The sequence below is a fragment of the Lederbergia ruris genome, from assembly GCF_018332955.1.
In the GTDB taxonomy this organism is placed as follows: Bacteria; Bacillota; Bacilli; order Bacillales; family Bacillaceae_C; genus Lederbergia; species Lederbergia ruris.
On record NZ_BORB01000008.1, the window covers coordinates 99,075 to 123,282 of the forward strand.

Genomic DNA, 24,208 nt, shown 5'->3' on the forward strand with positions numbered 1-24,208 from the left:
GAGATGATAATAGGAAATTGGTACATTTTTCCTATAAAATGTGTTATTCTCCCTATAAGGTGTTCTCTTTTTATCCCCATATATCTCATTCTTCCTCACCATAGAAATTTACATTTACAATGCAAGTAAGCGATATCAATTCAAGCGGAATTTACTCGAATTGTTACTACAAGATCCGCAGAAAAGTTCTCGGGAATATATTCAATCCTTGTTCCATTTTATCGATTATATATTAGAAATTCCGAAGGAGATGACAAGGGAGTTGCAAAAAGACATTAGAGCAATGATTAAAAAGGAGGAGAGTTATATGGAAAGAACGATGCACCCTGTTCCACCAACATTGAAACCTTTTATCGATGAGTGGCGGGAAGAAGGAAAAAAACTAGGAATAGCTAAAGGAAAAGCGGAAGGTAAGGCAGAAGGGAAAAAGGAAATAGCCATGGCAATGCTTAAAAAAGGTTTTTCGTTCAAAGAAATTATGGAATTTACGAACCTCACTGAAAAAGAGTTAGAGGATCTTAAGGATCAAGTGTAAACACAAGTAAAGAATGGTTGGATTCACCGGACAATATGTAATTTATAATTTAAAGAAATTTTACAAACAATACCCCTTGACAATTCCTTTTTGAAAAGTTAACATGTTAAATAATTCAAACTAAATCGATGATTTTGGCAGTGACGAAGAGGAGTAGCTATTTTGTTGCACGAAAGAGAGCTGGTGGGTGGTGCAAACCAGTGTGTAAGAATAGTGAATGGACTTCTGAGCCTCCAAACCGAACCCTTGATGAAGGTGGTAGGCTTTGGCGTGAAGGTCTCGACGTTACGAAGACTAGGCATGAGCAGAAGTGTGATGCTTGTTGCTGTCAAAGTGAGCTGATTTTCAGCTAATAAAGGTGGTACCACGGGTTCCTCGTCCTTTGGATGAGGGGCCCTTTTTGTATTTTTAGGCTTGTTTAAAAAATAACATAGATATTGGAGTAAATCGTTGAGTAAGAGGAGTATATTTGGTAAGGCGGAAAAGAGAGCCGGTGATGGTGGGATTCCGGCCCGTACTGCCAAATGGAATGGGCTTACGAGAGATTTCCTGAACAAGGCTTAGTAGGGAAATCCGGCCTCCACCGTTAACAGGATAGGGTATCGAGCATACAGGTTGTGGTTCAGAACGGCTTTTTACGGTACCTAATTGAGATGAGGAATCAATCCTCAACCAGAGGTGGCACCGCGACTTTCGCCCTCTGTTCTAGACATAGATTTTATGTCTGGGACAGGGGGCTTTTTTATATTTACCTTTATTAGAAAGGAGAATGAAAATGAAAACATATTTACAGAAATTAATGGCAGGGAAATCTTTAACGATAGAGGAAATGTATAAGGCGGGAAGACTTTTATTCGAAGGAGAAGCAACGGAAAGTGAGTCAGGTGCTTTGCTCGGCTTGTTAGCCTTAAAAGGAGAGACTGCAGATGAAATTGCGGGTTTGGTGCAAGCGATTCGCGAGAAATCTCCTGCAAGCTTACATGTGAAACATAGTGTGATTGATAATTGCGGGACTGGGGGAGATGGCTCCAGTAGTTTCAACATCAGTACGACTTCAGCGTTTGTCATTGCTGGAACAGGAATAAAAGTGGCAAAACATGGCAATCGCAGTGTTTCAAGTCAAACGGGTAGTGCCGATGTATTGGAATACCTTGGGGTTTCCCTTGATCAAACGCCAGAAGAAACAAAGGAATTATTAGAGGAAAACGGGATTTCCTTCTTATTTGCTCCTCATGTCCATCCAGCGATGAAGGCGGTTATGAAAGTACGAAAGGATTTGCGTGTGCCGACTATTTTTAATCTCATTGGTCCACTAACAAATCCGGTTGAATTGGATACCCAATTGTTGGGCATTTATCGACGAGATAAATTAATGCTAATGGGAGAAGTTTTGAAAAAGTTAGGTCGTAAGAGAGCCGTCATTATCAATGGTGCAGGTTTTCTTGATGAAGGCTCCTTGTCAGGAGAAAATCATCTCGTTATTTTAGAAGACGGGGAGTTAACCGCCATTACGCTAAAACCGGAAGATGTTGGGCTTCCGTATTATACGAATGAGGAAATTCTTGGGGGCGACGCTGAAAGAAATGCCCAAATCATGCATAGTGTATTAAGGGGCGATGACGGTCCTTTCCGTGATACTGTCTTATTGAATGCAGGGATAGGTATTTTTGCCAACGGGAAAGCAAAGACGATCCAAGAGGGGATTGAATATGCCAAGCAAAGCATTGATTCAGGAGCGGCGATGGAGAAATTAGAGTTTTTAATTAGAAAAAGCGAAAAATCTCGGCAAGGAGTGGTTTAAGTGACAATTCTTGATGAAATTTTGAAACAAAAGGAATTGGAGGTTCAAGAGTTAAAAGCCATTTATAGTGGAGGACATGAAGCGGAACCATTGAAAAAACGTCCTTCCCTATATGATCAATTTATGGATTCAGCAAATATGAATGTGATTGCCGAAGTGAAGCGAGCCTCCCCTTCAAAAGGAATGATTAATCAAGACGTAGACCCTGTTGCACAAGCAAAGGCCTATGCGACGGCAGGGGCAGGCGCGATATCAGTTTTAACCGATCGAACGTTTTTTAAGGGATCGATGGCAGATTTATCTGCTGTCGCTCAGGCTGTTGATGTTCCCTTATTATGTAAGGATTTTATGATCGATGAGGTGCAAATTGATGCAGCGAAAGAGCATGGGGCCAGTATTATTTTACTGATCGCAGCGGCCTTACCTGAAACAAGATTGCAAGAGTTATATGATTATGCCCGCTCCCAACAGCTTGATGTTTTATTTGAAGTGCACAATGAGGAAGAAGCCGAAACGGCGCTCCGTGTTGGAGCGAATATCGTCGGTATTAATAATCGCAATTTAAAAACCTTTGAAGTCGATCTCGGAGTAACGGAGCGGGTTGCTTCTCTTTTACAGCAGACGGATCGTCTTCTAATCAGTGAAAGTGGAATGAAGGTGAAAGAGGATATCAAAAGGGTGCGGGCAGCAGGAGCAAAGGGAATTTTAGTTGGAGAAACGCTTATGCGCTCTGGAGATATCCAACAAACAATGAACCAATTCAGAATCCCCTTCACGAAGGTGGCGAAATAATGAAAGTTAAAATTTGTGGCATTACCACAAGAGAAGCGGCCCACGCAGCTGTCGAAGCTGGAGCCGATTTTCTCGGATTCGTATTTGCCAAAAGTAAAAGAAGAATTGCACCTGAAAAGGCTGCTGAATTGATTCGAGAGCTACCTCCCAATGTAAAATCCGTAGGCGTCTTCGTGAATGAAAGTAAAGAAGAGATTCAAAGAATCGCAGAGTTAGCCAAACTGGATTATGTCCAAATGCATGGAACAGAATCACCTCAATTTTGCTCAAGTCTAGGACTTCCGGTTATCAAGGCTTTTTCCATCAAACAGGAAAAAGATTTGGATGACTTAAAACACTATAATTGTGATTATTATCTTGTCGACAGTCCAGGGATTCAATATGCTGGCGGAAGTGGGATTCCTTTTGATTGGAATTTATTGGAGTCTAAACAACTGCCACAAGAGCAGCTTATTTTAGCTGGAGGATTAACAATTGAAAATGTGCCCATGGCCATAGCCAAAGTCCAGCCAAAAACAGTCGATGTGTCCAGTGGAGTAGAAACAGACGGAGAAAAGGACCCTGTGAAAATAAAAGCATTTATCGAAACGGTAAAAATGTATCAAGCAAATCAAACATCCAGGAGTGAAGAAAATGGCTGTATACACATCACCAGATGAAAAAGGGAAATATGGACCATATGGGGGTCGCTTTGTACCGGAAACCTTAATGACCGCCGTATTGGAATTAGAGGAAGAATACAATAAAGCAATTGAGGATCCTACGTTCATACAGGAAATGGAGTATTATTTAAAACAATATATCGGGCGAGAAACGCCGCTTTATTTTGCGGAAAATTTATCGCAACAATTGGGTGGCCCCAAGATCTATTTGAAGCGGGAAGATTTGAATCATACCGGTGCTCATAAAATTAACAATACAATTGGGCAAGCATTATTAACGCAAAGAATGGGCAAGAAAAAGGTTGTAGCGGAAACAGGAGCTGGTCAGCATGGCGTGGCCACAGCAACCGTTTGTGCTTTACTTGGACTGGAATGCATTGTGTTTATGGGAGAAGAAGATATTAGACGTCAAGCATTGAATGTCTTCCGAATGGAACTACTCGGTGCAGAGGTCAGAGGCGTATCCCAAGGAAGTGGAACGCTGAAAGATGCGGTGAATGAGGCTCTGCGTTATTGGGTGGCCAATGTTGAAGATACGCATTATATCTTAGGGTCGGTTGTCGGGCCCCATCCATTTCCGAAGATTGTTCGGGATTTTCAAAGCGTAATTGGTAAAGAAACAAAACAACAAATTCTGGACCAAGAAGGCAAGATTCCTGATGCAGTTGTAGCTTGTATCGGGGGCGGGAGTAATGCGCTGGGCATGTTTTATCCTTTCATTCAGGATGAAGATGTCAAGATTTATGGCGTCGAAGCGGCTGGAGCGGGAATCGAAACAGGGGAGCATGCGGCGGTTCTAACAGATGGAAAAGCGGGAATCTTACATGGAACGATGACCTATCTATTACAAGATCCGCATGGACAAATTCAAGAGGCTCATTCGATCTCGGCAGGACTTGACTATCCTGGAGTAGGACCAGAACATTCTTATTTAAAAGATCAGGGACGTGTGAATTATACATCTGTGACAGATGCAGAAGCATTGGAAGCTTTTCAAATGCTTTCTAAAACAGAAGGAATTATCCCGGCACTAGAAAGCTCTCATGCAGTAGCTTTTGCCGTGAAACTCGCAAAGGAAATGAAGGCATCTGAATCATTGGTGATTTGTTTGTCTGGAAGAGGAGATAAAGATGTCGATGCCGTTCGAGCAGCGATTGGAGGTCAAATCAATGGGTAAAGCAAAAATAGATACGGCGTTCTCCAAAGTTTTAAATCAGGGAGATAAAGCTTTCGTTCCTTACATTATGGCAGGAGATGGAGGGCTGGAAAATCTAAAAGAGCAGATTTTGTTTTTAGAAAAAAACGGGGCAACCGTTGTGGAATTGGGGATTCCCTTTTCTGACCCCGTTGCGGATGGACCGGTTATTCAAGAGGCGGGCTTACGATCTCTTGGGAACGGTACGACCCTTGCGGCTATTTTAACAAGCTTAGAGGAGTGGAAAGATACGAGGGAAATACCGATTGTACTGATGACATATATTAATTTAGTCTATTCATTTGGGGTTGAAAAGTTTGCGGAACGTTGTGAAGAAGTTGGGGTGGATGGACTGATTATTCCTGATCTTCCATTGGAAGAAGAGGAGCTTGTGACACCTGCATTGGGGGAATTTGGCATTGCCTTAATCAGACTCGTGTCCCCGACAAGCCCTTCCCATCGCATCGAGCAAATTGCCAAGCGTTCAGAAGGTTTTTTATATGCGGTAACCGTAAAAGGGACAACGGGTGTAAGAAGTAAATACGAAGAAGGGGTAGAAGCTTACTTAAAAGGGTTGAAAGAGTATGCGGAAGTCCCAGTGCTAGCTGGGTTTGGTGTTTCTTCACCAGAACAAGTGAGGACCATGAGTGATTACTGCGATGGAGTGATTGTTGGAAGTAAAATTGTTGAATCCCTTCATCAAGGTGATAGAGAAACCATTGTGGCATTAATGGCCGCTTCTAAAAAGTCCACAGTGAAACAAACATCCCTTTAGACGCTAAAACATTTAAATTTTATTTGACTTCCAATTGTAAAGAACTTGTCATCCTTTTCATGCTTAATTATTCGAAAAATAGGGTAAAGAATAGACAAATAATGAAAAGGAGGCAATCCTATGGCTATAAAGCGCTTAACCCCATATGTAATGTTAGGGATTGGAATTGCCGGTGTGACCTATTTGGTGAAGGAAGAGAATCGAAATAAAACATTCAATACCGTTCAACAGATGAAGGAAACTGTACAGAAATGGTTCAATAGACAGAACTCTGAAATTCAAAAAAAGCTGCTCGATAAAGCAGGTCATCCTAACCCCTTTGATCACGGAGATGCGGAGATGGTCTCAGAAGGCGCGATGTACGCGGTAGAATATTATAATAAAGAAGAGCAATAAATGACTTTGAAAAAGAACATTCCCTATGGACGAAATGGGGAATGTCTTTTTTCTATTGTAAAGATGTTCATACCATGTCATGATCATAAATATATTAATAGTACATTCTATCTGAAGGGATTTATTGTATGGCTCGAAAAATATTTACATTGCTGATTTGTTTGCTCGTCCTTTGGGTATTTTTAGAATTAAACAATTCATGGATAAAAACCACGAAATATACAATTAAATCCAAAGAAATACCGAAAGCATTTGATGGTTTGAACATTGTTCAGATTTCTGATTTGCAGGATGCGACTTTTGGTGAGAAGCAAGAAAAGTTGATGAGAAAGATCCGAAAAGCAGAACCTGACTTGGTTGTCATTACAGGAGACTTAATTGATAGCAATCGCTATGATTTAGCCAATAGCCTAGATTTAATGAAACAATTAGTCATGATCACAGATGTCTTTTTTGTTTTAGGGAATCATGAGGTCGCTGTTAATAAAGTGGACGAGATTACAGAGGCCCTTTCAGCTCTTGGTGTCCATGTTTTGCGAAATCAGGCGATCCACTTGAAGAAGGATCACGAATTTATCTCGATAATGGGAGTAGATGATCCACTTATGAAGGGAAAACAGAGCCCAGATAAGGCCATGGAGCAAATGATACAAGCAGCTCTTTCCTCTGTTCCACAAGAGAGATTTACCATTCTTCTTTCTCATCGTCCAGAGCTAATCGATGTTTATGCGGAAAATGAAGTGAATCTCGTGTTTAGCGGCCATGCGCATGGCGGACAAATTCGCCTTCCAGGATTTGGCGGTCTGATTGCCCCTGGCCAAGGATGGTTTCCTCGCTATACATCAGGGGAACATCAAGAGAAAAAAACAACGATGATTATTAGTCGAGGGTTGGGGAATAGTCTTTTTCCTTATCGGATTTTCAATCGACCTGAAATTATTGCCGTCACATTGAAAACCAGCTAAAAAGGTATAATTTCATTGTAAATAGGCATCCTTTTCATATAGGTAAAAGGAGGCACTATTCATGTTAAATATTATACTAAAGATTATTGTGGTTCCAATCGTTCTAATCCTCGCATCCAATTTATTACCTGGTGTTTATTTTCCATATCTTTATCAACCCATTGTAACAGGTGTTGTACTAGCTATTGTCGGGCATTTACTTGAATGGGCTTTATTAAAGAAAGGAGCGTTTTGGATAACGCTTGGCATTGATTTTGTCATATCTGCCATATTTTTGTATACATTTGCCTATTTCTACCAAGATGCCTATATTACAGTCTGGGGTACTGTGCTTACTTCAGCTGTTTTAACGGCAATCGAGTTTTTGGTTCATTTATGGTTAATCGGATCGGGCAGGGCCAGGAAAGAGCCCAGTATATAGGAGAGGAGAAGCGTAAGACACATAGAGCTAGCGGATCTATCCAAGTGGAAAACTTTATGCTTTCTATCTTTAAAAACGATAAAAGGGGCTGTCCAGAAAGTTGTTTTTTCGACTTTTGGATGCCCCTTTTCATGTTTCAATCCCTTGATATATCGTCATATTGTACTTGAGAAGGCTTCTACTTTTTGAACTGCCCTTTTTGGTTAAATCATTTCTAAAGCTTGTTCAATATCTTTCTCACCAGATATAACTTCGATTATTTTATTTTGGGTGTTTTTTGTATGCAAGCAAGCAACCAAAATATGAGCTACATCTTCACGTGGAATTTGATGCTCGTCGACAATGTCCAATTTTTCCGCGATCGTAACCTTACCTGTTGAGGGATCATGAGTTAAGTGACCTGGGCGAACAATGGTATAGGTTAATCCGCTATTGATAAGATAATCATCGGCCTCTTTTTTTGCGGCTAAGTAGTGTTCGAGAGGGCCTTGGGGCTCGTCTGCTCCCATTGAACTTAGCATGACAAAGTGCGAGATTTGATTCTCTTTTGCTGAGTCAATGATTTTTTTCGCACCTTCTTGATCCACCGCAATGGTTTTGTCTGGACCGGTGTGGGATCCGGAGCCTGCCGCAAATATAATCGCATCCATCCCCTTCGTGATTTCATGGTCGATCTCTTTCTCAAGATCAGTCACTATCACCTCGACGGCACCCCATTCCATCAATTCTTTTTCCTGAGCTTCGTCCCGAATCATGGCATATGGATGATCCTCTGTATGACTAGCCATATATTCAATAATCAAACGACCTGTATGACCGTTCGCCCCTACAATTAATACCTTCATTCAAGTTCACTTCCTTTTTACTATACAATTTCCGTAAATGCTTCAATTTAAACAGACTTCCTATATAAAAATCCTCAAAAGCCTGTAAGAAAAGCCCGAGGAATAGTTTTAAGGATGAATGGCCAACGACCGAGTTCTGAAGTAATCCTAAGATAAATTATAAGTATTCTGTCAAAAATTGCTGAAAGTGAAAAATACCAAAAAAAGTCTCGAAAACTATTTAGCATGCATGACAAAACTTCTCTTGAAGTGACAGTTTTAGAGAGAGGAAATAAAGTGGATTCCATTGAAGTTTTAGAATAACAAGAAAATCGGGAGGGATTCGGTGGAACATTCCATTTTTACTACAGAGGCGGCCAAAATTCTTGGTGTTGGGGTGAGTACTTTAAGAAAATATGCAGCTTTATTAGAAGCAAAGGGGTATGAATTCGATCGTGGTCATCATAATAACGGACGGATCTTTAAAGAAGATGATCTTGTACTTTTATCTTCCATGTTAAAGAAAATGGAGGAGGGAATGTCTGTCGAGGCAGCGGCTGAATCAATGGTAGGGCAAGGAAGAAAAGCTTCTCCGTTATTATCGCAATCAAATGATTTGCAGGAATTTATCGCTCAAATAAAAGAATTAGAAGTCCAACAAGCTTCTCTTACAGAAATGAACCGACATCTTGTCAAGCAGGTAGAAATATTAACAGAAAAAATAGAAGAAAGGGAAAGAGAGCAACAATTATTTCGCTTAATCGAAGAATCGCGGAAAAAGAAGAAACGAAAGGGAATTGCTTTTTTAGGACCGTTGAATTCTTTGGCTGGTAAGAGATAGAACAATAAATGCAATTTCATTTGGTCCATTTTTCATTCTTCTCATTGGGAATCTTACAAATGTTTGAAATAGATTATGATCCTATCGATAAAAAGGTAAATATATAGGAATAATGGAATTTCAACGTATTTGTGTATGCCTACATGCTATAATAGAAGCATTACGAAATGGGGAGGATTGGAATACATGGCCATTGAATTTGTTGATCAGTCCATCGATGAGATATGGGAGCAGATTACCCGCCTAATGAATGAGCATCCCGAACCGCATCAAGATTCTGAATGCGTTTATCAATTTGACTTATCAGGGGAAATGAGTGGCACCTACCAGCTTATCCTAAATAAAGGGAAAGTCTCGGTGGAACAAGGAAGCCCTTACAGTTCTGAATGCCGACTGATAATGGATTTTAATGAATTCAAACAGCTTTTGTTTGGCCAACTCAATAGTACAATGGCTTATATGATGGGGAAAATTAAAGTCGATGGCAGTCTTGGATTAGCATTAAAGCTAGAAACTTTACTGAAAAAATATAAGGAATTTAGTTGCTAAAGTCAGGGGGCGTCTAATTTTGAGAGTCCTATAGACATTTTTGATTCGTAGTTGCTGCTATGAAGATCATCATATCTGTATGTTAGGGCTTGTATTCCGTAGAACTGGATATTTCAGTGGCAATCCGTACATACACATCGGGGTATGTACGTTTTTTCTTAGAAAAGAAGTTGATCTTCGACCCGTTTTATAGAACGTTACGGTAGGCAGCTTCTAGATCCTTTCATTAGAAGGGATTTTTCCTGTGTCACCTATTTTTTTACATAATTTGTGATTATTTTCAAGTAAGCTGGGTAAAGTAATAAAAGCTAGAACAAAATAGTTGACAAATTCTTTAAGCTTTAAAAAAACGATATACAGTCACTAAAATTTGAGGTAAAATATAACTAAGATGTCAAATCTTAAAGAGGTGGATCTTCTTGCAAAGAGATCATGACCAACTTCAGAAAATGATATGTAGTCTATCGGAGATTGGTGTAAAAATATCGAAAACGAAGTCTAGGCTTGAATTAAGCAAGGTTGTTGAAAATGTCGATAGACTTCGGAAATACCCTGAACTGCATTCATAAGAGAAAAATAAACTGGGCAGCCATTTGGACATGTCTAGTTTATTTTTTTAGGCCAACAGGATGTTGGTCAGAACGGCGTTGCGCCAGGACGGAGGCCAACAGGACGTTGGTCACAAAGGCGTTGCGACGTACAAGGATGTACTAGTGCAGACGAAGCGACAGGACGTCGCGATTGAGTCTGCCGCCAAGACGGTGCGTATTTAGCCTTTGAACCTTTTCATCCTTATTATAAAAATTTGTACGTCGCTAAACGGGCGCTTGCGCTTTTTTTACCTCCACTGTACTGATGTGGGATCCTTCCATAGCTTGTACTTGGAATTGGTACCCCTCCGCTTCAATAATATCTCCTTCTCGTAAATCATACTTTTGCGTCAATAACCAGCCTCCGATCGTATCTACTTCATCTTCAAGTATCTCAATATTCAGTAAGTCATTCACTTCTTCTATAAGCAGTTTCGCTCCAAATATATAATGATCTTCGGCAATTTTTCGAATTTCGGGCAGTTCATCTGAATCAAACTCATCGCGAATTTCGCCTACAATTTCTTCGAGTATGTCTTCCACCGTAATAATACCAGCCGTTCCACCATACTCATCTAGTAAAACGGCCATATGGGTTCTCTCCTTTTGCATTTTTACTAAAAGGCTTTGGATGGGGATTGTTTCAATCACACGAATAATCGGTTTTACATAAGGCATAATGGGTTCACTGCCATGGCAATCTCCATTTATGCAGTCAGTTAGAAACTCTTTTACATTGACTAATCCAATAATGGAATCTTTGTCCCCATCAATAATTGGATATCGGGTAAATCTTTCGTGCCTGATCGTTTCCATAATCTCCTCTATTGAAGCATCCTTTTCGATTGTATACACTTCCACTCTAGGCACCATAATCTCTTTTGCAATGCGATTATCAAATTCAAAAATTTTATTAACATAACGATATTCAGATTGATTGATTTCACCACTTTTAAGGCTTTCTGAAAGGATAATTCTCAACTCTTCTTCAGAATGGGCGATCTCGTTTTCCGACGAATGTTCAAAGCCGAAAATCTTCACGATCAATCTTGCTGAATGGTTAAGAATCCATATAAAGGGATACATGATTTTATAAAAAAAGATGAGCGGAGCCGAAACAGCTATGGCGACTTGTTCCGCTTTCTGAATTGCGATCGTTTTGGGAGCTAATTCTCCTACCACGACATTCAAAAAGGTGACGATAGTAAAGGCAAGGACGAACGAGATGATTTTTATAAAGGAGTCTGAGATCGGTAATTTTTCGAATAGTGGATGGAATAAAGCCTGTACTGTAGGCTCACCAAGCCAACCTAACCCAAGAGCTGCCACGGTAATACCAAGTTGGGTTGCGGATAAATAACCATCTAAGTTGTTTAACAGTTTCTTCGTTGTGACCGCTCTTGCGTTACCTTCAGCAATTAATTGATCAATTCTAGAACTGCGCACTTTCACAATCGCAAATTCTGATGCAACAAAGAAAGCTGTTAAGGCAATTAAAAAAATGACAAGAAAAATATTTAAAAAGAGCAATGGAGTATCTTGCTTTCAAGCAAAACTTCGCTAAAGCAAGATTTCACCTCCTTGGATTCAAAGTATAATTTCTTTTACTTTACCCAAAATAGGGGACTTCAATCAAAGAAGGATATAATTTTCCAAAGTTGCTTGTTAACGATACCGTAGAAATGACAAATGCTAATCTTTATCTCGAGAGGGTCGCGAGTTTTTTGCTGTTCCATCGCAATTTCGCAGAACCAACCTCCGCTTGGATCTACGTTTTTTCTGTTCCTATAGCTTTTCGTAGATCCACCCCCCCTTTGGATCTACGTTTTTGTTGTTCCTTTGCATTTTCGTAGATCCAACCCCTATTTGGATCTACGTTTTTGTTGTTCCATCGCAATTTCGTAGATCCACCCCCTCTTTGGATCTACATTTTTCTGTTCTTTCGCATTTTCGCTGATCCAAACACCCTTTGGATCTACATTTTTTCTGTTCCTCTGCATTTTGCCGATCCACCCCCCGCTTAGATCTACGTTTTTTCTATTCCTTCGCATTTTCATACATCCATGCGGAAGGATGTGGCGATGTTGACCGTTTGTCCTTTAATTAATGATACATATTTGTAATATAGGTATGTCTACCTATTATGATATAATAAAGATCATCTAATGCAGGTATGATAATAGTTCATCGATGGGATGGGGGTTGTTTTTTGAATAATCCTATAAAGAATCAAAATATTTATATTCATATGAACGATTCTGATCGTTTTGTAATATCTTCGGGTATTTCCTTCTCTAATTTTATCAATGGAATTCCCCTAGATTTGCCGAACCTCTTGTTAATTCGCCATAAATTTGAAGATAGCCATTTCAACATGCATTTGTTGCTTGATTATGCAGATGCGGATTCGTTGAAAAAGCTTTCGGCAGATGATGTGCAAGGATATGGAGACTTTTGTTGGTTAGATTTTACGGAAGAAGAATATCTGAATCAGTTAAGTGGACAGGAAATAGCTGAAATTTTATACATGGGTCATTTTAAGGAACATCTAAAATCCCCCTTTTATCGGAAGCTTCAGAACCAATTTGTCTATCTTACTGGGGATGACGGCCGGCTGAATAAAACGTATTACAAATCTTGGGAGCCTTTTTACTCCATGCTGGGGGCCGTGATTTCTCAAAAAATAACCCATCAACGTGAGATTTCCTTTTTAAATTTCCGTAAGAAAAAATCGGTACCTTCTATTCCTGGAAAGATCCTTCGCTCTTTTATGAGTGACATGAAAGAGGGATTGGTCATTTCGATTGAAAAGTCGAACCGCAATCGCTCTGTGATTGAGGTACCGGTCTGGGTAGTGGGAGATTTTTATGATATGGATTCAATGGCGACAGAATTTGAGAACTTATCCGATCACAAACAGCCTGATGGCAAGATTGTTTTAGATCGAAAAACCGGAGAGTGGCAATCACTAACCCAAATGCAAGTGATTTAGGAGATAAAACCGTAACTTAATGTGGAACTACTTAAAGTGGCTCCACATTTTTTACGCCCTTTTAACGGTACGATTCCAAAATCCGCCCATATACTATAAGAAAATAATTTAGATTCCATAGGAATCCATGGTAAAATAAATAACATATGTAAATGATGGAGGATTTTTTGATGAAAATTAATCTTTGTTTATTATACGGTGGTAAATCAGCAGAACATGAAGTTTCTCTTCAAACGGCAAAAGCTGTTATTCAAGCTTTGGATATAGAAAAGTTTGCCATTCATCCGATCTTTATTACAAAGGAAGGAGAATGGAGAAAAGGACCTGAGCTTTTGGAGCCTGTTGAAACGATCAAGGAGCTCCAATTTGAACAAATACCTCAAGAGATCGGGGCTAATGCTTTATCCACGATCCTTTCTTCTGAGGGCAGTCAAACATTTGATGTTGTGTTCCCATTATTGCATGGACCGAATGGGGAAGATGGTACTGTGCAAGGAATGCTTGAATTGTTAAACCTTCCTTATGTTGGCAATGGAGTCCTTTCCTCCTCAGCAGGAATGGATAAGATCATCATGAAAAACTTATTCGCGCAAGAAGGTTTAGATCAAGTGAACTATACGTGGTTTACGAAAAGTACATGGGAAGCTGCACCGGAACGTAGTTATGAGCAGGTAGAACAAGAGATTGGGTATCCATGTTTTATAAAACCAGCGAATCTCGGGTCCAGTGTAGGAATAAGCAAATGTGAAAATCGGGAAGAATTGAAAACAGCCTTTTCCACTGCTTTCCAATATGATCGAAGAATTATTGTAGAAGAAGGTGTAACCGCAAGAGAAATTGAAGTCGGATTACTTGGCAATGATTTTCCAGAATGCTCAGTTGCAGGTGAAATCGCACCTAAGAGTGAATTTTACGATTACAAAGCCAAATATTCCGATGGAGACACGGACTTGATTATTCCGGCAGACATTTCTGCTGAGCAATATACGGAAATAAGAAATATGGCAACGAGAGCCTTTCAAGCTTTAGACTGTGCAGGTCTTGTACGGGCGGACTTCTTTATCACAAATGAAGGAAGAACGTTAATTAACGAAGTGAACACCATGCCCGGCTTCACCCCGGTCAGCATGTTCCCACTTCTATGGAAACACACAGGTCTTGACTATCCAGCACTTATTGAGCGTCTCGTCCAACTGGCCCTAGAACGACATAAAGAAAAACAAAACATTATCCATACATTTTAGTAATAAAAGCGGAGGCGACTGTTCAGCGGCGTACAAATTTTAAGGCTTCTGACGAGATAAAGGAAACACGGCGAAGAATGAGCCGATGTTGACTTATCGTAGGAAGAAGACGTAAATTTGCTAGCCACTAGGAGCCGGAGCTGGACAAAGAAAAGCGGAAGGCGGTTGTTTAGGGGCGACAAGCAAATGTTCCTGAACCTAAGAAGGGCGGTTTTTCCCTTCCTGGATTCAGGGTTATTTGACCTCGAGCCCCTACCGCCTGCAACTAGACACCGCAGGGTGAATCGATGTTGACTTACGCAAGCAGGCACCGAAAGTTTGCTAGCAGCCGGAGCTAGACAACGAAAAGCAGAGCCGCAACATTGTTCTAACCAACATTGTGCGGGCTTTAGCTTTGTTATTGGAGGAATCCGTATGATACAACGAACAATAGAACAACTCGCTACCATGATGAAGGTAGAAAATGATATATCGAAATATAAGAAGCAATCGATCAAGGGAGTTGCCTTTGATACGCGAATGATTAAAGAGGGAAATCTTTTTGTGCCGCTCAAAGGCGAAAAAGCAGATGGCCATCAATATGTAGAAAAAGCTATCTCTCAAGGAGCGGGAGCTGTTTTATGGCAAAAAGATATGCCTTATCCACCTGAAGGCATTCCTGTTTTGCTGGTAGAGGACACTTTGGTCGCATTACAGGAATTAGCCCACGCTTATCGAAAACAAATACCAGTGAAAGTGATCGGGATTACGGGGAGCAACGGAAAAACGACAACGAAGGATATTGCAGCAGCTGTTTTTTCACAAAAGTATCGAGTTCATAAGACAGAGGGGAATTTTAATAATCATATCGGCTTGCCTTATACTTTGCTTCATATGGCGGAAGATACTGAAATTGCCATTCTTGAAATGGGGATGAGTAGTAAAGGAGAAATCTCGCTACTTTCCAAAATAGCTGAGCCAGATGTGGCGATTATTACCAATATTGGGGAAGCGCATCTGCAAGATTTAGGCTCCCGTGAAGCCATTTCTGAGGCAAAATTTGAAATCGTGGATGGTCTTGCCGAAAATGGTTTATTGATTATTCCTGGTGAAGAGACACTTTTGCAAGATAAGGTAGTTAATTTTAATCAATATCGCATACAGACATTCGGCGAAATAACAACAAATGATGCTTTTCCAGAAAGAATCCAAAGTGATGAAAAGGGAAGTGTGTTTACAGTACCATCATTTTCCGAAGAACCCGTTTCTCTTCCTATCGCCGGTAGACATAATGTGTTTAACACGCTTGCCGTTTTTTTGGCCGCCAGGGAATTTTCAATTTCTCTTTCATTAATAAAAATAGGTTTAAAAGCTGTTAAGTTATCTAATATGAGAATGGAATGGCATGAAGGAATAAAAGGAACAAGGATTTTAAATGATGCTTTTAATGCTAGTCCAACATCCATGCGCGCTGTGCTCTCAATGTTTGCAACAATGGGAGATCACCACGATCGAATGGTCGTTTTAGGAGATATGCTTGAACTAGGGGAACATGAAAAGGACTATCATCTTCAGATTGGAAGGGAGTTAAATCCGCAATCCATTAAATATGTCTTTACTTATGGGGAGCTTGGGAAATATATAGCTGAGGGTGCTCGCGAACAATTTCCAAAAGATCGAGTATTTGACTTTACCGAGAAAGATGAATTAATTCAGACCTTAACGGAAAAAATAAACGGGAAAGAATATATTCTCTTTAAAGCCTCCCGTGGAGCGAAATTGGAAGTAATGATTGAAGCTATAGAAAAATGAGCTTTTTATTGGTAATATGAAAGTTTTGCCGCATGTAAAATTGTATTCATCAACATTTAATGATAAAATTATCACCATCGTTTACAATTTTTTGCATGAACCATGTTCTTAAGGATGTTTTTCTGGCAAAGGGACTGGGAAATAAAGTAGTGAGACAAAATTGTCTCAATTTGAAGGAATCAAAGGAGATTGAGAAGCATTGACGAAGTTTGCAGATTTGAATATAAGCCCAGCGCTTTTAAAAGCAGTTAATCGAATGGGCTTTGAGGAAGCAACACCGATACAAGCAAAGACCATTCCATTAAGTATGCAAGGAAAAGACTTAATAGGGCAGGCGCAAACTGGTACAGGAAAGACAGCGGCATTCGGAATTCCATTGATCGAAAAGATCGATGTCAGAAGTTCGCATGTGCAAGGAATTATTATTGCCCCAACTAGGGAGCTTGCTATACAAGTATCAGAAGAATTATTTAAAATTGGAAGAGATGCACGAGCACGTGTATTAGCCGTTTACGGTGGATCAGATATCCAACGCCAAATTCGTGCATTAAAGAAAGGCCCACATATCATTGTGGGAACTCCAGGACGTATCTTGGATCATATTAAGCGTAGAACATTGAAGTTAGACCAAGTTCATACACTTATTTTGGATGAAGCCGATGAAATGCTAAATATGGGATTCATTGACGATATTGAATCGATTTTAGAAAGTGTTCCGGATGAAAGACAGACTTTGCTTTTCTCCGCAACCATGCCAAACCCGATTCGTAAAATCGCTGAGCGTTTTATGAAATCTCCGGAAACAATCCGAGTAGAAGCAAAGGAAATGACGGTTCCATCGATTGAACAATATTTCGTGAAAATTCATGAAAGAGAAAAATTCGATGTTCTGGCCCGTTTGATTGATGTCCAATCACCTGAGCTTGCCATTGTTTTCGGTCGTACGAAACGCCGCGTGGATGAGCTATCTAATGCTCTAACACTTAGAGGGTATGCTGCAGAAGGGATCCACGGTGATCTCAGCCAAGCAAAACGTATGTCCGTCCTTAGAAAGTTTAAAGAAGGAAAAATTGATGTGCTTGTCGCAACGGACGTAGCTGCTCGTGGATTGGATATTTCTGGTGTTACCCACGTATATAACTATGATATTCCACAAGATCCGGAAAGTTACGTTCACCGAATCGGCCGGACAGGACGCGCTGGAAAAGAAGGTATGGCGATTACCTTTGTAAGTCCGCGTGAAATGGGCTATCTTCGAATTGTGGAGCAAACAACCAAAAAACGGATGCAACCAATGCGTCCACCAACTTGGGATGAAGCATTAGAAGGTCAGCAACGCATGACCATGGAAAAAATTGAAGAAGTAATTAAAGAAGGCAGTCTTGATGAATATAAAGTTGTTGCCAATGAACTTCTTACTGAATATCAAGATGCAGTTACGATAGTGGCAGCGGCGTTAAAAACCATCACAAAAGAACCGGATAAAACACCAGTTCATATTACGGAAGAAAGACCCCTACCATCAAAACGCGATTCCTATCGTGGCAGTGGTGGCGGTGGCAACCGCAACAACCGCCGTGGAAAATCAAGTTCACAATCCTATAAGGGCAACCGTAAGCCTCAACGTAGAAGCGGCCGTAGTAAGGAAGGACGCCCAAAGTTCTAACCTACATCCTGTAGGCCTCGCTAAAAATAGTAAGCGATCATAAAATAAATCACAGTCCTCTGTGCCTAATAATGAAAAAAAGCAATCGGGCCAAACCGATTGCTTTTTTATGCATATCCCGAAACCATCCATCTTAATATTTTGAAACTATATCGTGCGCGGGAACGTATATCTAATGTATGAACGAAAGGGAGGTTAAGCAATGAATGTAGAACAACCGGCGAAACAAATTTCTGCACGCGGTTTAAAAGTATGGCGAATTACAGGGGCGATTCATTCTATTATCATGCTGCTTGTCGTCATAGGCGGAGGAATTGTCTTTTATTTTTTTGAATGGCCTATGTGGATAGTTTATATTGCGGCAGGGCTCTTTGTCGTGTTAGCAATCCTAAGTATTTTTATCATCCCAACGATTCGGTGGCGACGTTGGCGTTATGAGGTGCGAGAGCAAGAAATTGAATTACAACATGGCATTTTGATTATTACACGTACGTTGGTTCCGATGGTAAGAGTTCAGCATGTAGACACGACTCAAGGTCCGTTGCTTCGTAAGTATGATTTAGCGACAATCCAAATTTCAACTGCAGCGACACAGCATGAAATTCCGGCTGTTGATTTACAAGAGGCAGAAGAGATGCGACATGCGATCTCTCGCTTAGCAAGGGTGGCGGAAGATGATGTCTGAACCAAAACGCCTTCATCCGATTATGATCTTATTGACCATTATAAAAAGCATTAAGGAAGTTATTATTCCAATAGGTGTTTACTTTTTCATCTTCTTTTTTAAAGATCCCTCTGATAATGTTTGGTTACGTTGGAGTCCATATTTTCTCATTGCGCTCCTGCTTTTGTTCATCCTTGGAACAAGTTTCATTAAGTGGGTACGTTATACATATCGAATTGAACATAATGAATTAAGAATTGAACATGGTCTGTTTGTGAAAAAGAAACGGTATATTCCTTTTGAAAGAATTCAAAGTCTTGATTTCTCCGAAACTATTTTGCACCGACCACTCGGCTTAGTGAAAGTGACGGTAGAAACAGCCGCAGGGAGTGCAGATGAGGCAGAGGCTGACATGACAGCGATAAAAAAAGAAGAAGCAACCGCGATTAGAAAGATGATTGCGGAAGCAAAGTCGACTGGGGAACTTCCTGAGGAAAGAGAGAATCCCGATACAGAGGAAACGGAAGAAAAAGGTCTTATTCTTTATAAAATTACGCGTAAACAATTATTGTTCTTTGCTTCTACCTCAGGCAGAGCGGGAGTCATTATTGCGGCCATTGCAGCATTTGCTGGACAATTTGCAGACGTTATTCCTTTAGACAAGATTTTCAATGAAATGGCTGATATCGTTAAAACAGGTTTTCTTTTCATATCCTTGCTTGTACTGGCAGCTCTTTTCATTGCATGGCTTCTATCAGTTGCTTGGGCATATTTAAAATATAATGATTTTACATTGCGGTTAGTCGATGACGAACTGGTCATCACCCGTGGGCTCTTGGAAAAAAGAACAACGACGATTCCAGTCCGCCGCATTCAGGCTTTAAAAATTTCAGAGAGTCTTTTCAGGCAGCCATTTGGGTATGCGAGCGTTTCGGTTGAATATGCAGGTGGATCGATCATAGATGAAAATAAAGCTGATGATGTTTTAATTCCAATCGTGAAGAAAAGAGAGATTCCGCGATTATTACAAGCGGGTCTTTCCGATTATAGATTTGAAGAGGAATTTCATTCAGCACCAAAGCGGGCTCAAAGACGGTATTTTTTTGTCAAAACGCTGATTATGACATTGATCACGATTGGTTTATCAATCTGGCTATGGCCCTATGGCCTTTTGGCTATTCTATTAATAGGACTCACATGGATATGGGGAATATTTCAATATCGATCAGCTGCCTGGAAATTGACAGGTCACCAGCTTGTTTTACGATATCGAGACATTCAACAACATACGGTCTACCTTCAAAAAAATCGCATCCAATCACTTGATTACTCTGTAAATTGGTTTCAAAAACGAGCCCATTTAGCCACAATCGCAACGTTTGTGATGAGCAGAGGCGGAGGAGTGGCCGTAGTGAAACATTTGGAAGCGGAAGATGCCCGAGAAATTTACAACTGGTATTTGCCGAACACTTCATCTAGACAAGATGATTTAAAAGAGCAAAATCCAGAATCATAATAGGGAAAAGGCTGTCCGCAAGTGATGATATGCTGACAGCCTTTCCCAGTTAAAAACGTATTGGTCGAAAATGGAGTAGAATGCGGCCGATTAATAGTCCACTAATTAAACCGAAAATATGCCCAGTGATATTTACATTTGGAGTAAAAAAAGTCATGATGACGCTAAGTAAAGCGATTGGTAGAATCACTTGTTTCCCTTGTTTCGGCATATATTCCTTTTTAAATAAAATAACGGCTAAATAAACGCCGAATAAGCCAAAGATTGCACCACTAGCGCCAATATGAACATAGTTAGGCGGGTGAATCAATAAAGTAGCTAAGTTGGCTCCAATCCCACTAAGCAGATAAACAAAGATAAAAGGAAATTTTCCTAGTGCTTTTTCAAGGGCTGGGCCAAATAACACGAGCGAAAAAGAATTAAATAGTAGATGGGTAAAATTAACATGTACAATAATAGGGGAAACTAAGCGCCACCATTCCCCTTCACGAATAAATAAATTCACCCCTGCTAAAGATTCAAATAGTAAATTCCTTGGAAAAATAGGAATATTTAACATTAAAAATAAAATAATTTGAATCGCAATAATCGTTGAAATGACAGGGTATAATTTCAGAAATTGTTTAAAACTTTCCGTTCTAACGAACATGTTTTTCACTCCTTTCGAATTACGGAAACTTACATGCAATTGAAATATGGGGTTTGCCCGAAGGGGTGTCATAGTCTAAAGAAACTCATTTTTAAGCAGAAAAGCCCATTCCTAGGACGAGAACCCCGTTTCTAGGCTAAAATCCTCATTCTTTATCGAAAAACCCATTCTTAAGATGAGGAACTCATTTTTGAAGTGAAGAAGCCCATACAACTTTTAAAACAAGCATATTCTTAGCATAAAGCATGGAAGAAAATAGAACAACTTTTGTACTATACATACGCTGCAGTGAATTCTTTTAGAAGAGAGGGGAAAGAAATGATCATTGGGATTGGGCTAGATATTGTGGAAATAAAAAGGATAGAAAAGGTGTCTGAAAGACAGGAGAGACTTCCGTTTAGAATTTTAACAGAAGCTGAGAGAGAGCTTTATTTTGCATTAAGCGATAAAAGAAAAATAGAGTTTCTTGCTGGACGTTTTGCCGCTAAGGAAGCTTATGCCAAAGCAAGAGGAACGGGGATTGGTTCTCACCTTTCATTTTTGGATATTGAAATCCTCCCAGATCGATTGGGAAAGCCACATATTACGAAGCCTTTATTTGGAATGGCCCATCTTTCTATTACACACACCGAACAATATGCGGCAGCTCAAGTGATAATTGAGGAATAAAAATAAGCAAGGGAATGAGTTGCCCATGATAGACCAATTTAGTCGTTTCCCATTTGGCTTTTCTTAAAATCTTGGTCTAATCCCTATACTTGTCTCATATATTTTTAATGCGTTGGGAGAGATGAACGTTGTCTGTGGAATGATGGCCACATTGGGCGGAACGGTCGCAAGGATAGACAGTGTGAGGATCAATGGTTTCACAGCAATCTTCTCTCTTCTTTTCATGGTTAAATAGGACAAGAAGGGGTTGAAAGAATGAGAAAGGGGATTTGGATATTTGGGTTACTGCTTATGTCAATTGTGGTCCTGTCTGCTTGTGGTGCAAAATCACAGGAAGATGTCACAGCATCCTTAGATAAAAAGATGGGAGAGTTAAAAGGCTATAAGGCTGAGGCAAAAATGACTTTAACCGTTGGCGATGAGCCCCAGACCTATAATATCGAAGTTTGGCACGAAAAGCCGGGGAATTATCGAGTTCATTTAAAAAATGCAAACAAAGATCAAAGTCAAATGATTTTGCGCAATAAAAGCGGCGTGTTTGTGTTAACTCCGGCATTAAACAAGAGCTATCGTTTTCAAAGTGAATGGCCTGAAAACAGTAGCCAAGCTTATTTATTTGGGTCACTTGTAAAAGATATCCTTGAAGACAAAGAAGCAAGCTTTAAGGCTGGAAAAGATCAATTTGTCTTCAATACAAAAACGCGTTACCAGAACAGCAAGATGCTTCCGTCTCAAGTAATTACCTTGAAAAAAGGGACATTAGAACCTGTTAGTGTAAAAGTTTTGGATCACAATGAAAATCCTGTTGTAACCGTGGAGTTTTCAAAATTTGAGTTCAATGCCAAATTTGATTCTAATGCTTTTGACACAAAGAAAAATATGACAAGCGCACAATTGGAAATCCCTGTACTCAAAAATGTGAGTAACAGTGATAGTGACGATTTTGCTGTGAAATATTCAATGGCAGAAATCCCTGGGGTGGAGCTTCTGGATGAAACAGAGGTGACAACAGAAAATGGAAAAAGGGTCATTTTAACATATGCTGGGGAAGATAAATCCTTTACCATTTTCCAAGAGGCTTCTGAAATTAGTCTAACTTCTTCCATGGAAGTCATTCCAGTAAGCGGTGAAATGGTTGACTTTGGATTTTCAATCGGTGCGATGACAGAAGGATCCATCAGTTGGACCGATCAAGGTGTCGACTATTTGCTCGTATCTTCTGACTTAACGCCTGATGAAATGGTGATGGTTGCCAAATCCGTTCAAGGTGGAACAGTCAAATAATAGCGGATTCCTTTGTTCTTCCGAATCAATCAGGGACTGACCTTTTTATTACGGGTCTGTCTCTTCTTTTGTTTTTTCATATGAAATTCTCCACCCAAGCGGACCCCAATATTTGCCAGTTGCCAACATCCATCTTTGAAACGGATTATCATTGACATCTGCCCGATAGAGTTTAATAATGATAACAGTTTATATTGAGTTTGAGGAAGTGAACCAGTGGTGGATGGACAGCAATTATATCGGGATACATGGGCAGAAATTAATGTAGATGCCATTGTTTATAATATGAGAGAGATGTGTAAGTTACTTCCCGATGAAACAAAGGCTTTTGCAGCAGTGAAGGCCAATGGTTATGGACATGGAGCAGTACAAACGGCTAGAGCGGTCTTAAAGGGTGGGGCTCATGGTTTGTTGGTCGCCTTTTTGGATGAAGCTTTGGAACTGAGAAGGGCCGGCTTGACAGCTCCCATTCTTGTCTTAGGTTATACGCGTGCGGAGGATGCTGGCGTGGCGGCAAAGGAAGATATATCTTTAACGGTTTATCAATATGACTGGTTACAAAAAGCTGAAACATTTATTCCGGGCGAATCTAGACTATCCGTGCATATAAAATGTGATACAGGTATGAATCGAATCGGGATAAAGGAACCAAGTGAATTAAGTCTAATGGAGGATTTTATTGAGGCATCAAGCTCATACTATTTCCAAGGGATTTATACGCATTTCGCTACAGCTGACCAAATAGAGGAACAATATTATCAACAGCAATTAGCTCGTTTTCGGGCGTTTTTGGGAATGTTAAAGACGCTGCCTCCTTATGTACATGCTGCTAATAGTGCGGCGACTCTTTATCATCACGATTCACTATTTAATGCGATTAGGGTTGGAATTGCCCTGTATGGACTTTCCCCTTCACCTGAAATTAAACCCTATCTTCCATTTGAAGGAAGGGAAGCTTTCTCTCTTCACACTAAAATTATCCATATTAAAAAGTTATCAGCTGGTGAAACGATCGGTTATGGGGCAACCTACACAGCCGAAGAGAATGAATGGATTGCCACGATACCCATTGGCTATGCAGATGGTTGGCTCAGACATTTGCAAGGTTTTCAAGTAATTGCCGATGATGAATGGGCTCCTATCGTTGGCCGGATTTGCATGGACCAGACCATGATCAAGTTACCTCGTTATATGCCAATTGGGACAAATGTCACTTTAATTGGCGAACAATGCGGAAAGAAAATATCCGTCGACCATGTTGCGGAAAAATTAAATACAATCAATTACGAAGTGACATGTATGATTAGCCACCGAGTTCCTCGTATTTATCTATAAGAGGATGTTCAAAAAGTCCAGTAAAAATGACACTGCGAATTTCTTCGTTGGC

25 protein-coding genes and 2 other annotated features are annotated in these 24,208 nt (G+C 40.1%); of the genes, 21 read left to right on the forward strand and 4 right to left on the reverse strand.

Annotated elements, in window-relative coordinates:
- Positions 1-307: 307 nt before the first annotated feature.
- From KI363_RS06440 to KI363_RS06480, 9 genes are all read left to right on the forward strand, one after another.
- Positions 308-535, forward strand: coding sequence for an Rpn/YhgA-type helix-turn-helix domain-containing protein (locus KI363_RS06440; RefSeq protein ID WP_212965871.1), 228 nt, complete (start codon positions 308-310; stop codon positions 533-535).
- A gap of 131 nt (positions 536-666) precedes the next feature.
- Positions 667-921, forward strand: a binding site (T-box leader).
- 55 nt (positions 922-976) lie between these two features.
- Positions 977-1,239 (forward strand) — a binding site (T-box leader).
- 71 nt (positions 1,240-1,310) lie between these two features.
- Positions 1,311-2,336, forward strand: coding sequence for an anthranilate phosphoribosyltransferase (gene trpD / locus KI363_RS06445; RefSeq protein WP_158321164.1), 1,026 nt, complete (start codon positions 1,311-1,313; stop codon positions 2,334-2,336).
- Positions 2,337-3,128: an indole-3-glycerol phosphate synthase TrpC gene (gene trpC, locus KI363_RS06450; protein ID WP_212965872.1), complete on the forward strand. Its 792-nt coding sequence runs from the start codon at positions 2,337-2,339 to the stop codon at positions 3,126-3,128.
- Positions 3,128-3,787, forward strand: coding sequence for a phosphoribosylanthranilate isomerase (locus KI363_RS06455; protein ID WP_212965873.1), 660 nt, complete (start codon positions 3,128-3,130; stop codon positions 3,785-3,787). Before trpC ends, KI363_RS06455 begins: the two co-directional genes overlap by 1 nt.
- A complete protein-coding gene (trpB, locus tag KI363_RS06460; protein ID WP_212965874.1) occupies positions 3,762-4,967 on the forward strand; it encodes a tryptophan synthase subunit beta in 1,206 nt (401 codons plus the stop codon). Before KI363_RS06455 ends, trpB begins: the two co-directional genes overlap by 26 nt.
- Positions 4,960-5,760 (forward strand): tryptophan synthase subunit alpha, encoded by an 801-nt coding sequence (gene trpA / locus KI363_RS06465; RefSeq protein ID WP_212965875.1) that lies wholly within the window; start codon positions 4,960-4,962, stop codon positions 5,758-5,760. The genes trpB and trpA overlap by 8 nt, the downstream gene beginning before the upstream one ends.
- A 120-nt stretch (positions 5,761-5,880) precedes the next feature.
- A complete protein-coding gene (locus KI363_RS06470) occupies positions 5,881-6,156 on the forward strand; it encodes a YbyB family protein (RefSeq protein ID WP_158321169.1) in 276 nt (91 codons plus the stop codon).
- Positions 6,157-6,284: 128 nt separating this feature from the next.
- Entirely contained in the window at positions 6,285-7,121 is an 837-nt protein-coding gene (locus tag KI363_RS06475) for a metallophosphoesterase (RefSeq protein WP_212965876.1), read from the forward strand.
- Between the two features lie 61 nt (positions 7,122-7,182).
- A complete protein-coding gene (locus KI363_RS06480) occupies positions 7,183-7,542 on the forward strand; it encodes a phage holin family protein (RefSeq protein ID WP_212965877.1) in 360 nt (119 codons plus the stop codon).
- Between the two features lie 203 nt (positions 7,543-7,745).
- Here KI363_RS06480 and KI363_RS06485 read toward each other — a convergent pair whose 3' ends face one another.
- Complete coding sequence (locus KI363_RS06485; RefSeq protein WP_212965878.1) at positions 7,746-8,387, reverse strand: SDR family oxidoreductase; 642 nt, start codon at positions 8,385-8,387, stop codon at positions 7,746-7,748.
- 325 nt (positions 8,388-8,712) lie between these two features.
- Here KI363_RS06485 and KI363_RS06490 point away from each other — a divergent pair, with 325 nt between their 5' ends.
- The 3 genes from KI363_RS06490 (at position 8,713) to KI363_RS06500 (ending at position 10,325) form a co-directional block, all read left to right on the forward strand.
- A complete protein-coding gene (locus tag KI363_RS06490) occupies positions 8,713-9,207 on the forward strand; it encodes a helix-turn-helix domain-containing protein (protein WP_158321173.1) in 495 nt (164 codons plus the stop codon).
- A gap of 186 nt (positions 9,208-9,393) precedes the next feature.
- Positions 9,394-9,756: an SCP2 sterol-binding domain-containing protein gene (locus tag KI363_RS06495; protein ID WP_191967371.1), complete on the forward strand. Its 363-nt coding sequence runs from the start codon at positions 9,394-9,396 to the stop codon at positions 9,754-9,756.
- A 419-nt stretch (positions 9,757-10,175) separates the two neighbouring features.
- Positions 10,176-10,325 (forward strand): Lmo0850 family protein, encoded by a 150-nt coding sequence (locus tag KI363_RS06500; protein ID WP_191967372.1) that lies wholly within the window; start codon positions 10,176-10,178, stop codon positions 10,323-10,325.
- A gap of 246 nt (positions 10,326-10,571) precedes the next feature.
- Here KI363_RS06500 and KI363_RS06505 read toward each other — a convergent pair whose 3' ends face one another.
- Together KI363_RS06505 and KI363_RS06510 are read right to left on the reverse strand one after the other, a co-directional pair.
- Positions 10,572-11,876 carry a hemolysin family protein gene (locus tag KI363_RS06505; RefSeq protein WP_212965879.1) on the reverse strand — a complete coding sequence of 435 codons (1,305 nt, stop codon included), beginning with the start codon at positions 11,874-11,876 and terminating at the stop codon, positions 10,572-10,574.
- A gap of 332 nt (positions 11,877-12,208) precedes the next feature.
- Positions 12,209-12,346, reverse strand: a complete 138-nt coding sequence (locus KI363_RS06510; protein ID WP_212965880.1) for a hypothetical protein — start codon at positions 12,344-12,346, stop codon at positions 12,209-12,211.
- A 209-nt stretch (positions 12,347-12,555) separates the two neighbouring features.
- On the opposite strand from KI363_RS06510, the gene KI363_RS06515 reads away from it, so the two are divergent.
- The 6 genes from KI363_RS06515 (at position 12,556) to KI363_RS06540 (ending at position 20,219) form a co-directional block, all read left to right on the forward strand.
- On the forward strand, positions 12,556-13,338 hold the full coding sequence (locus KI363_RS06515) for a hypothetical protein (RefSeq protein WP_246516788.1): 783 nt from the start codon (positions 12,556-12,558) through the stop codon (positions 13,336-13,338).
- Positions 13,339-13,508: 170 nt separating this feature from the next.
- Positions 13,509-14,582: a D-alanine--D-alanine ligase gene (locus KI363_RS06520; protein WP_212965881.1), complete on the forward strand. Its 1,074-nt coding sequence runs from the start codon at positions 13,509-13,511 to the stop codon at positions 14,580-14,582.
- Between the two features lie 414 nt (positions 14,583-14,996).
- A complete protein-coding gene (locus tag KI363_RS06525; RefSeq protein ID WP_212965882.1) occupies positions 14,997-16,373 on the forward strand; it encodes a UDP-N-acetylmuramoyl-tripeptide--D-alanyl-D-alanine ligase in 1,377 nt (458 codons plus the stop codon).
- Positions 16,374-16,572: 199 nt separating this feature from the next.
- The gene (gene cshA, locus KI363_RS06530) at positions 16,573-18,039 is read left to right on the forward strand and encodes a degradosome RNA helicase CshA (RefSeq protein WP_212965883.1); all 1,467 of its coding nucleotides are present in this window, start codon (positions 16,573-16,575) and stop codon (positions 18,037-18,039) included.
- 202 nt (positions 18,040-18,241) lie between these two features.
- Positions 18,242-18,724 (forward strand): PH domain-containing protein, encoded by a 483-nt coding sequence (locus tag KI363_RS06535; RefSeq protein WP_158321180.1) that lies wholly within the window; start codon positions 18,242-18,244, stop codon positions 18,722-18,724.
- Positions 18,717-20,219 (forward strand): PH domain-containing protein, encoded by a 1,503-nt coding sequence (locus tag KI363_RS06540; RefSeq protein ID WP_212965884.1) that lies wholly within the window; start codon positions 18,717-18,719, stop codon positions 20,217-20,219. Before KI363_RS06535 ends, KI363_RS06540 begins: the two co-directional genes overlap by 8 nt.
- Positions 20,220-20,268: 49 nt before the next feature.
- Here KI363_RS06540 and KI363_RS06545 read toward each other — a convergent pair whose 3' ends face one another.
- Entirely contained in the window at positions 20,269-20,868 is a 600-nt protein-coding gene (locus KI363_RS06545) for a rhomboid family intramembrane serine protease (RefSeq protein WP_158321182.1), read from the reverse strand.
- Between the two features lie 318 nt (positions 20,869-21,186).
- Here KI363_RS06545 and acpS point away from each other — a divergent pair, with 318 nt between their 5' ends.
- The 3 genes from acpS to alr all read left to right on the forward strand — a co-directional run bounded on the left by acpS (position 21,187) and on the right by alr (position 24,156).
- Complete coding sequence (acpS, locus tag KI363_RS06550; RefSeq protein WP_158321183.1) at positions 21,187-21,537, forward strand: holo-ACP synthase; 351 nt, start codon at positions 21,187-21,189, stop codon at positions 21,535-21,537.
- A 255-nt stretch (positions 21,538-21,792) separates the two neighbouring features.
- On the forward strand, positions 21,793-22,821 hold the full coding sequence (locus KI363_RS06555) for a LolA family protein (protein ID WP_158321184.1): 1,029 nt from the start codon (positions 21,793-21,795) through the stop codon (positions 22,819-22,821).
- A gap of 216 nt (positions 22,822-23,037) precedes the next feature.
- Positions 23,038-24,156 (forward strand): alanine racemase, encoded by a 1,119-nt coding sequence (gene alr, locus KI363_RS06560; RefSeq protein ID WP_158321185.1) that lies wholly within the window; start codon positions 23,038-23,040, stop codon positions 24,154-24,156.
- The last annotated feature ends 52 nt before the right edge of the window (positions 24,157-24,208 follow it).

What these genes read in the sequence shown, in the direction of transcription:
- KI363_RS06440 (WP_212965871.1), top strand. Translation starts at nt 308, where the DNA reads ATGGAAAGAACGATGCACCCTGTTCCACCAACATTGAAACCTTTTATC.
- trpD (WP_158321164.1), top strand. Translation starts at nt 1,311, where the DNA reads ATGAAAACATATTTACAGAAATTAATGGCAGGGAAATCTTTAACGATA.
- KI363_RS06455 (WP_212965873.1), top strand. Translation starts at nt 3,128, where the DNA reads ATGAAAGTTAAAATTTGTGGCATTACCACAAGAGAAGCGGCCCACGCA.
- trpB (WP_212965874.1), top strand. Translation starts at nt 3,762, where the DNA reads ATGGCTGTATACACATCACCAGATGAAAAAGGGAAATATGGACCATAT.
- trpA (WP_212965875.1), top strand. Translation starts at nt 4,960, where the DNA reads ATGGGTAAAGCAAAAATAGATACGGCGTTCTCCAAAGTTTTAAATCAG.
- KI363_RS06470 (WP_158321169.1), top strand. Translation starts at nt 5,881, where the DNA reads ATGGCTATAAAGCGCTTAACCCCATATGTAATGTTAGGGATTGGAATT.
- KI363_RS06475 (WP_212965876.1), top strand. Translation starts at nt 6,285, where the DNA reads ATGGCTCGAAAAATATTTACATTGCTGATTTGTTTGCTCGTCCTTTGG.
- KI363_RS06480 (WP_212965877.1), top strand. Translation starts at nt 7,183, where the DNA reads ATGTTAAATATTATACTAAAGATTATTGTGGTTCCAATCGTTCTAATC.
- KI363_RS06485 (WP_212965878.1), bottom strand. Translation starts at nt 8,387, where the DNA reads ATGAAGGTATTAATTGTAGGGGCGAACGGTCATACAGGTCGTTTGATT.
- KI363_RS06495 (WP_191967371.1), top strand. Translation starts at nt 9,394, where the DNA reads ATGGCCATTGAATTTGTTGATCAGTCCATCGATGAGATATGGGAGCAG.
- KI363_RS06510 (WP_212965880.1), bottom strand. Translation starts at nt 12,346, where the DNA reads ATGCAGAGGAACAGAAAAAATGTAGATCCAAAGGGTGTTTGGATCAGC.
- KI363_RS06520 (WP_212965881.1), top strand. Translation starts at nt 13,509, where the DNA reads ATGAAAATTAATCTTTGTTTATTATACGGTGGTAAATCAGCAGAACAT.
- KI363_RS06525 (WP_212965882.1), top strand. Translation starts at nt 14,997, where the DNA reads ATGATACAACGAACAATAGAACAACTCGCTACCATGATGAAGGTAGAA.
- KI363_RS06535 (WP_158321180.1), top strand. Translation starts at nt 18,242, where the DNA reads ATGAATGTAGAACAACCGGCGAAACAAATTTCTGCACGCGGTTTAAAA.
- KI363_RS06540 (WP_212965884.1), top strand. Translation starts at nt 18,717, where the DNA reads ATGTCTGAACCAAAACGCCTTCATCCGATTATGATCTTATTGACCATT.
- KI363_RS06545 (WP_158321182.1), bottom strand. Translation starts at nt 20,868, where the DNA reads ATGTTCGTTAGAACGGAAAGTTTTAAACAATTTCTGAAATTATACCCT.
- acpS (WP_158321183.1), top strand. Translation starts at nt 21,187, where the DNA reads ATGATCATTGGGATTGGGCTAGATATTGTGGAAATAAAAAGGATAGAA.
- KI363_RS06555 (WP_158321184.1), top strand. Translation starts at nt 21,793, where the DNA reads ATGAGAAAGGGGATTTGGATATTTGGGTTACTGCTTATGTCAATTGTG.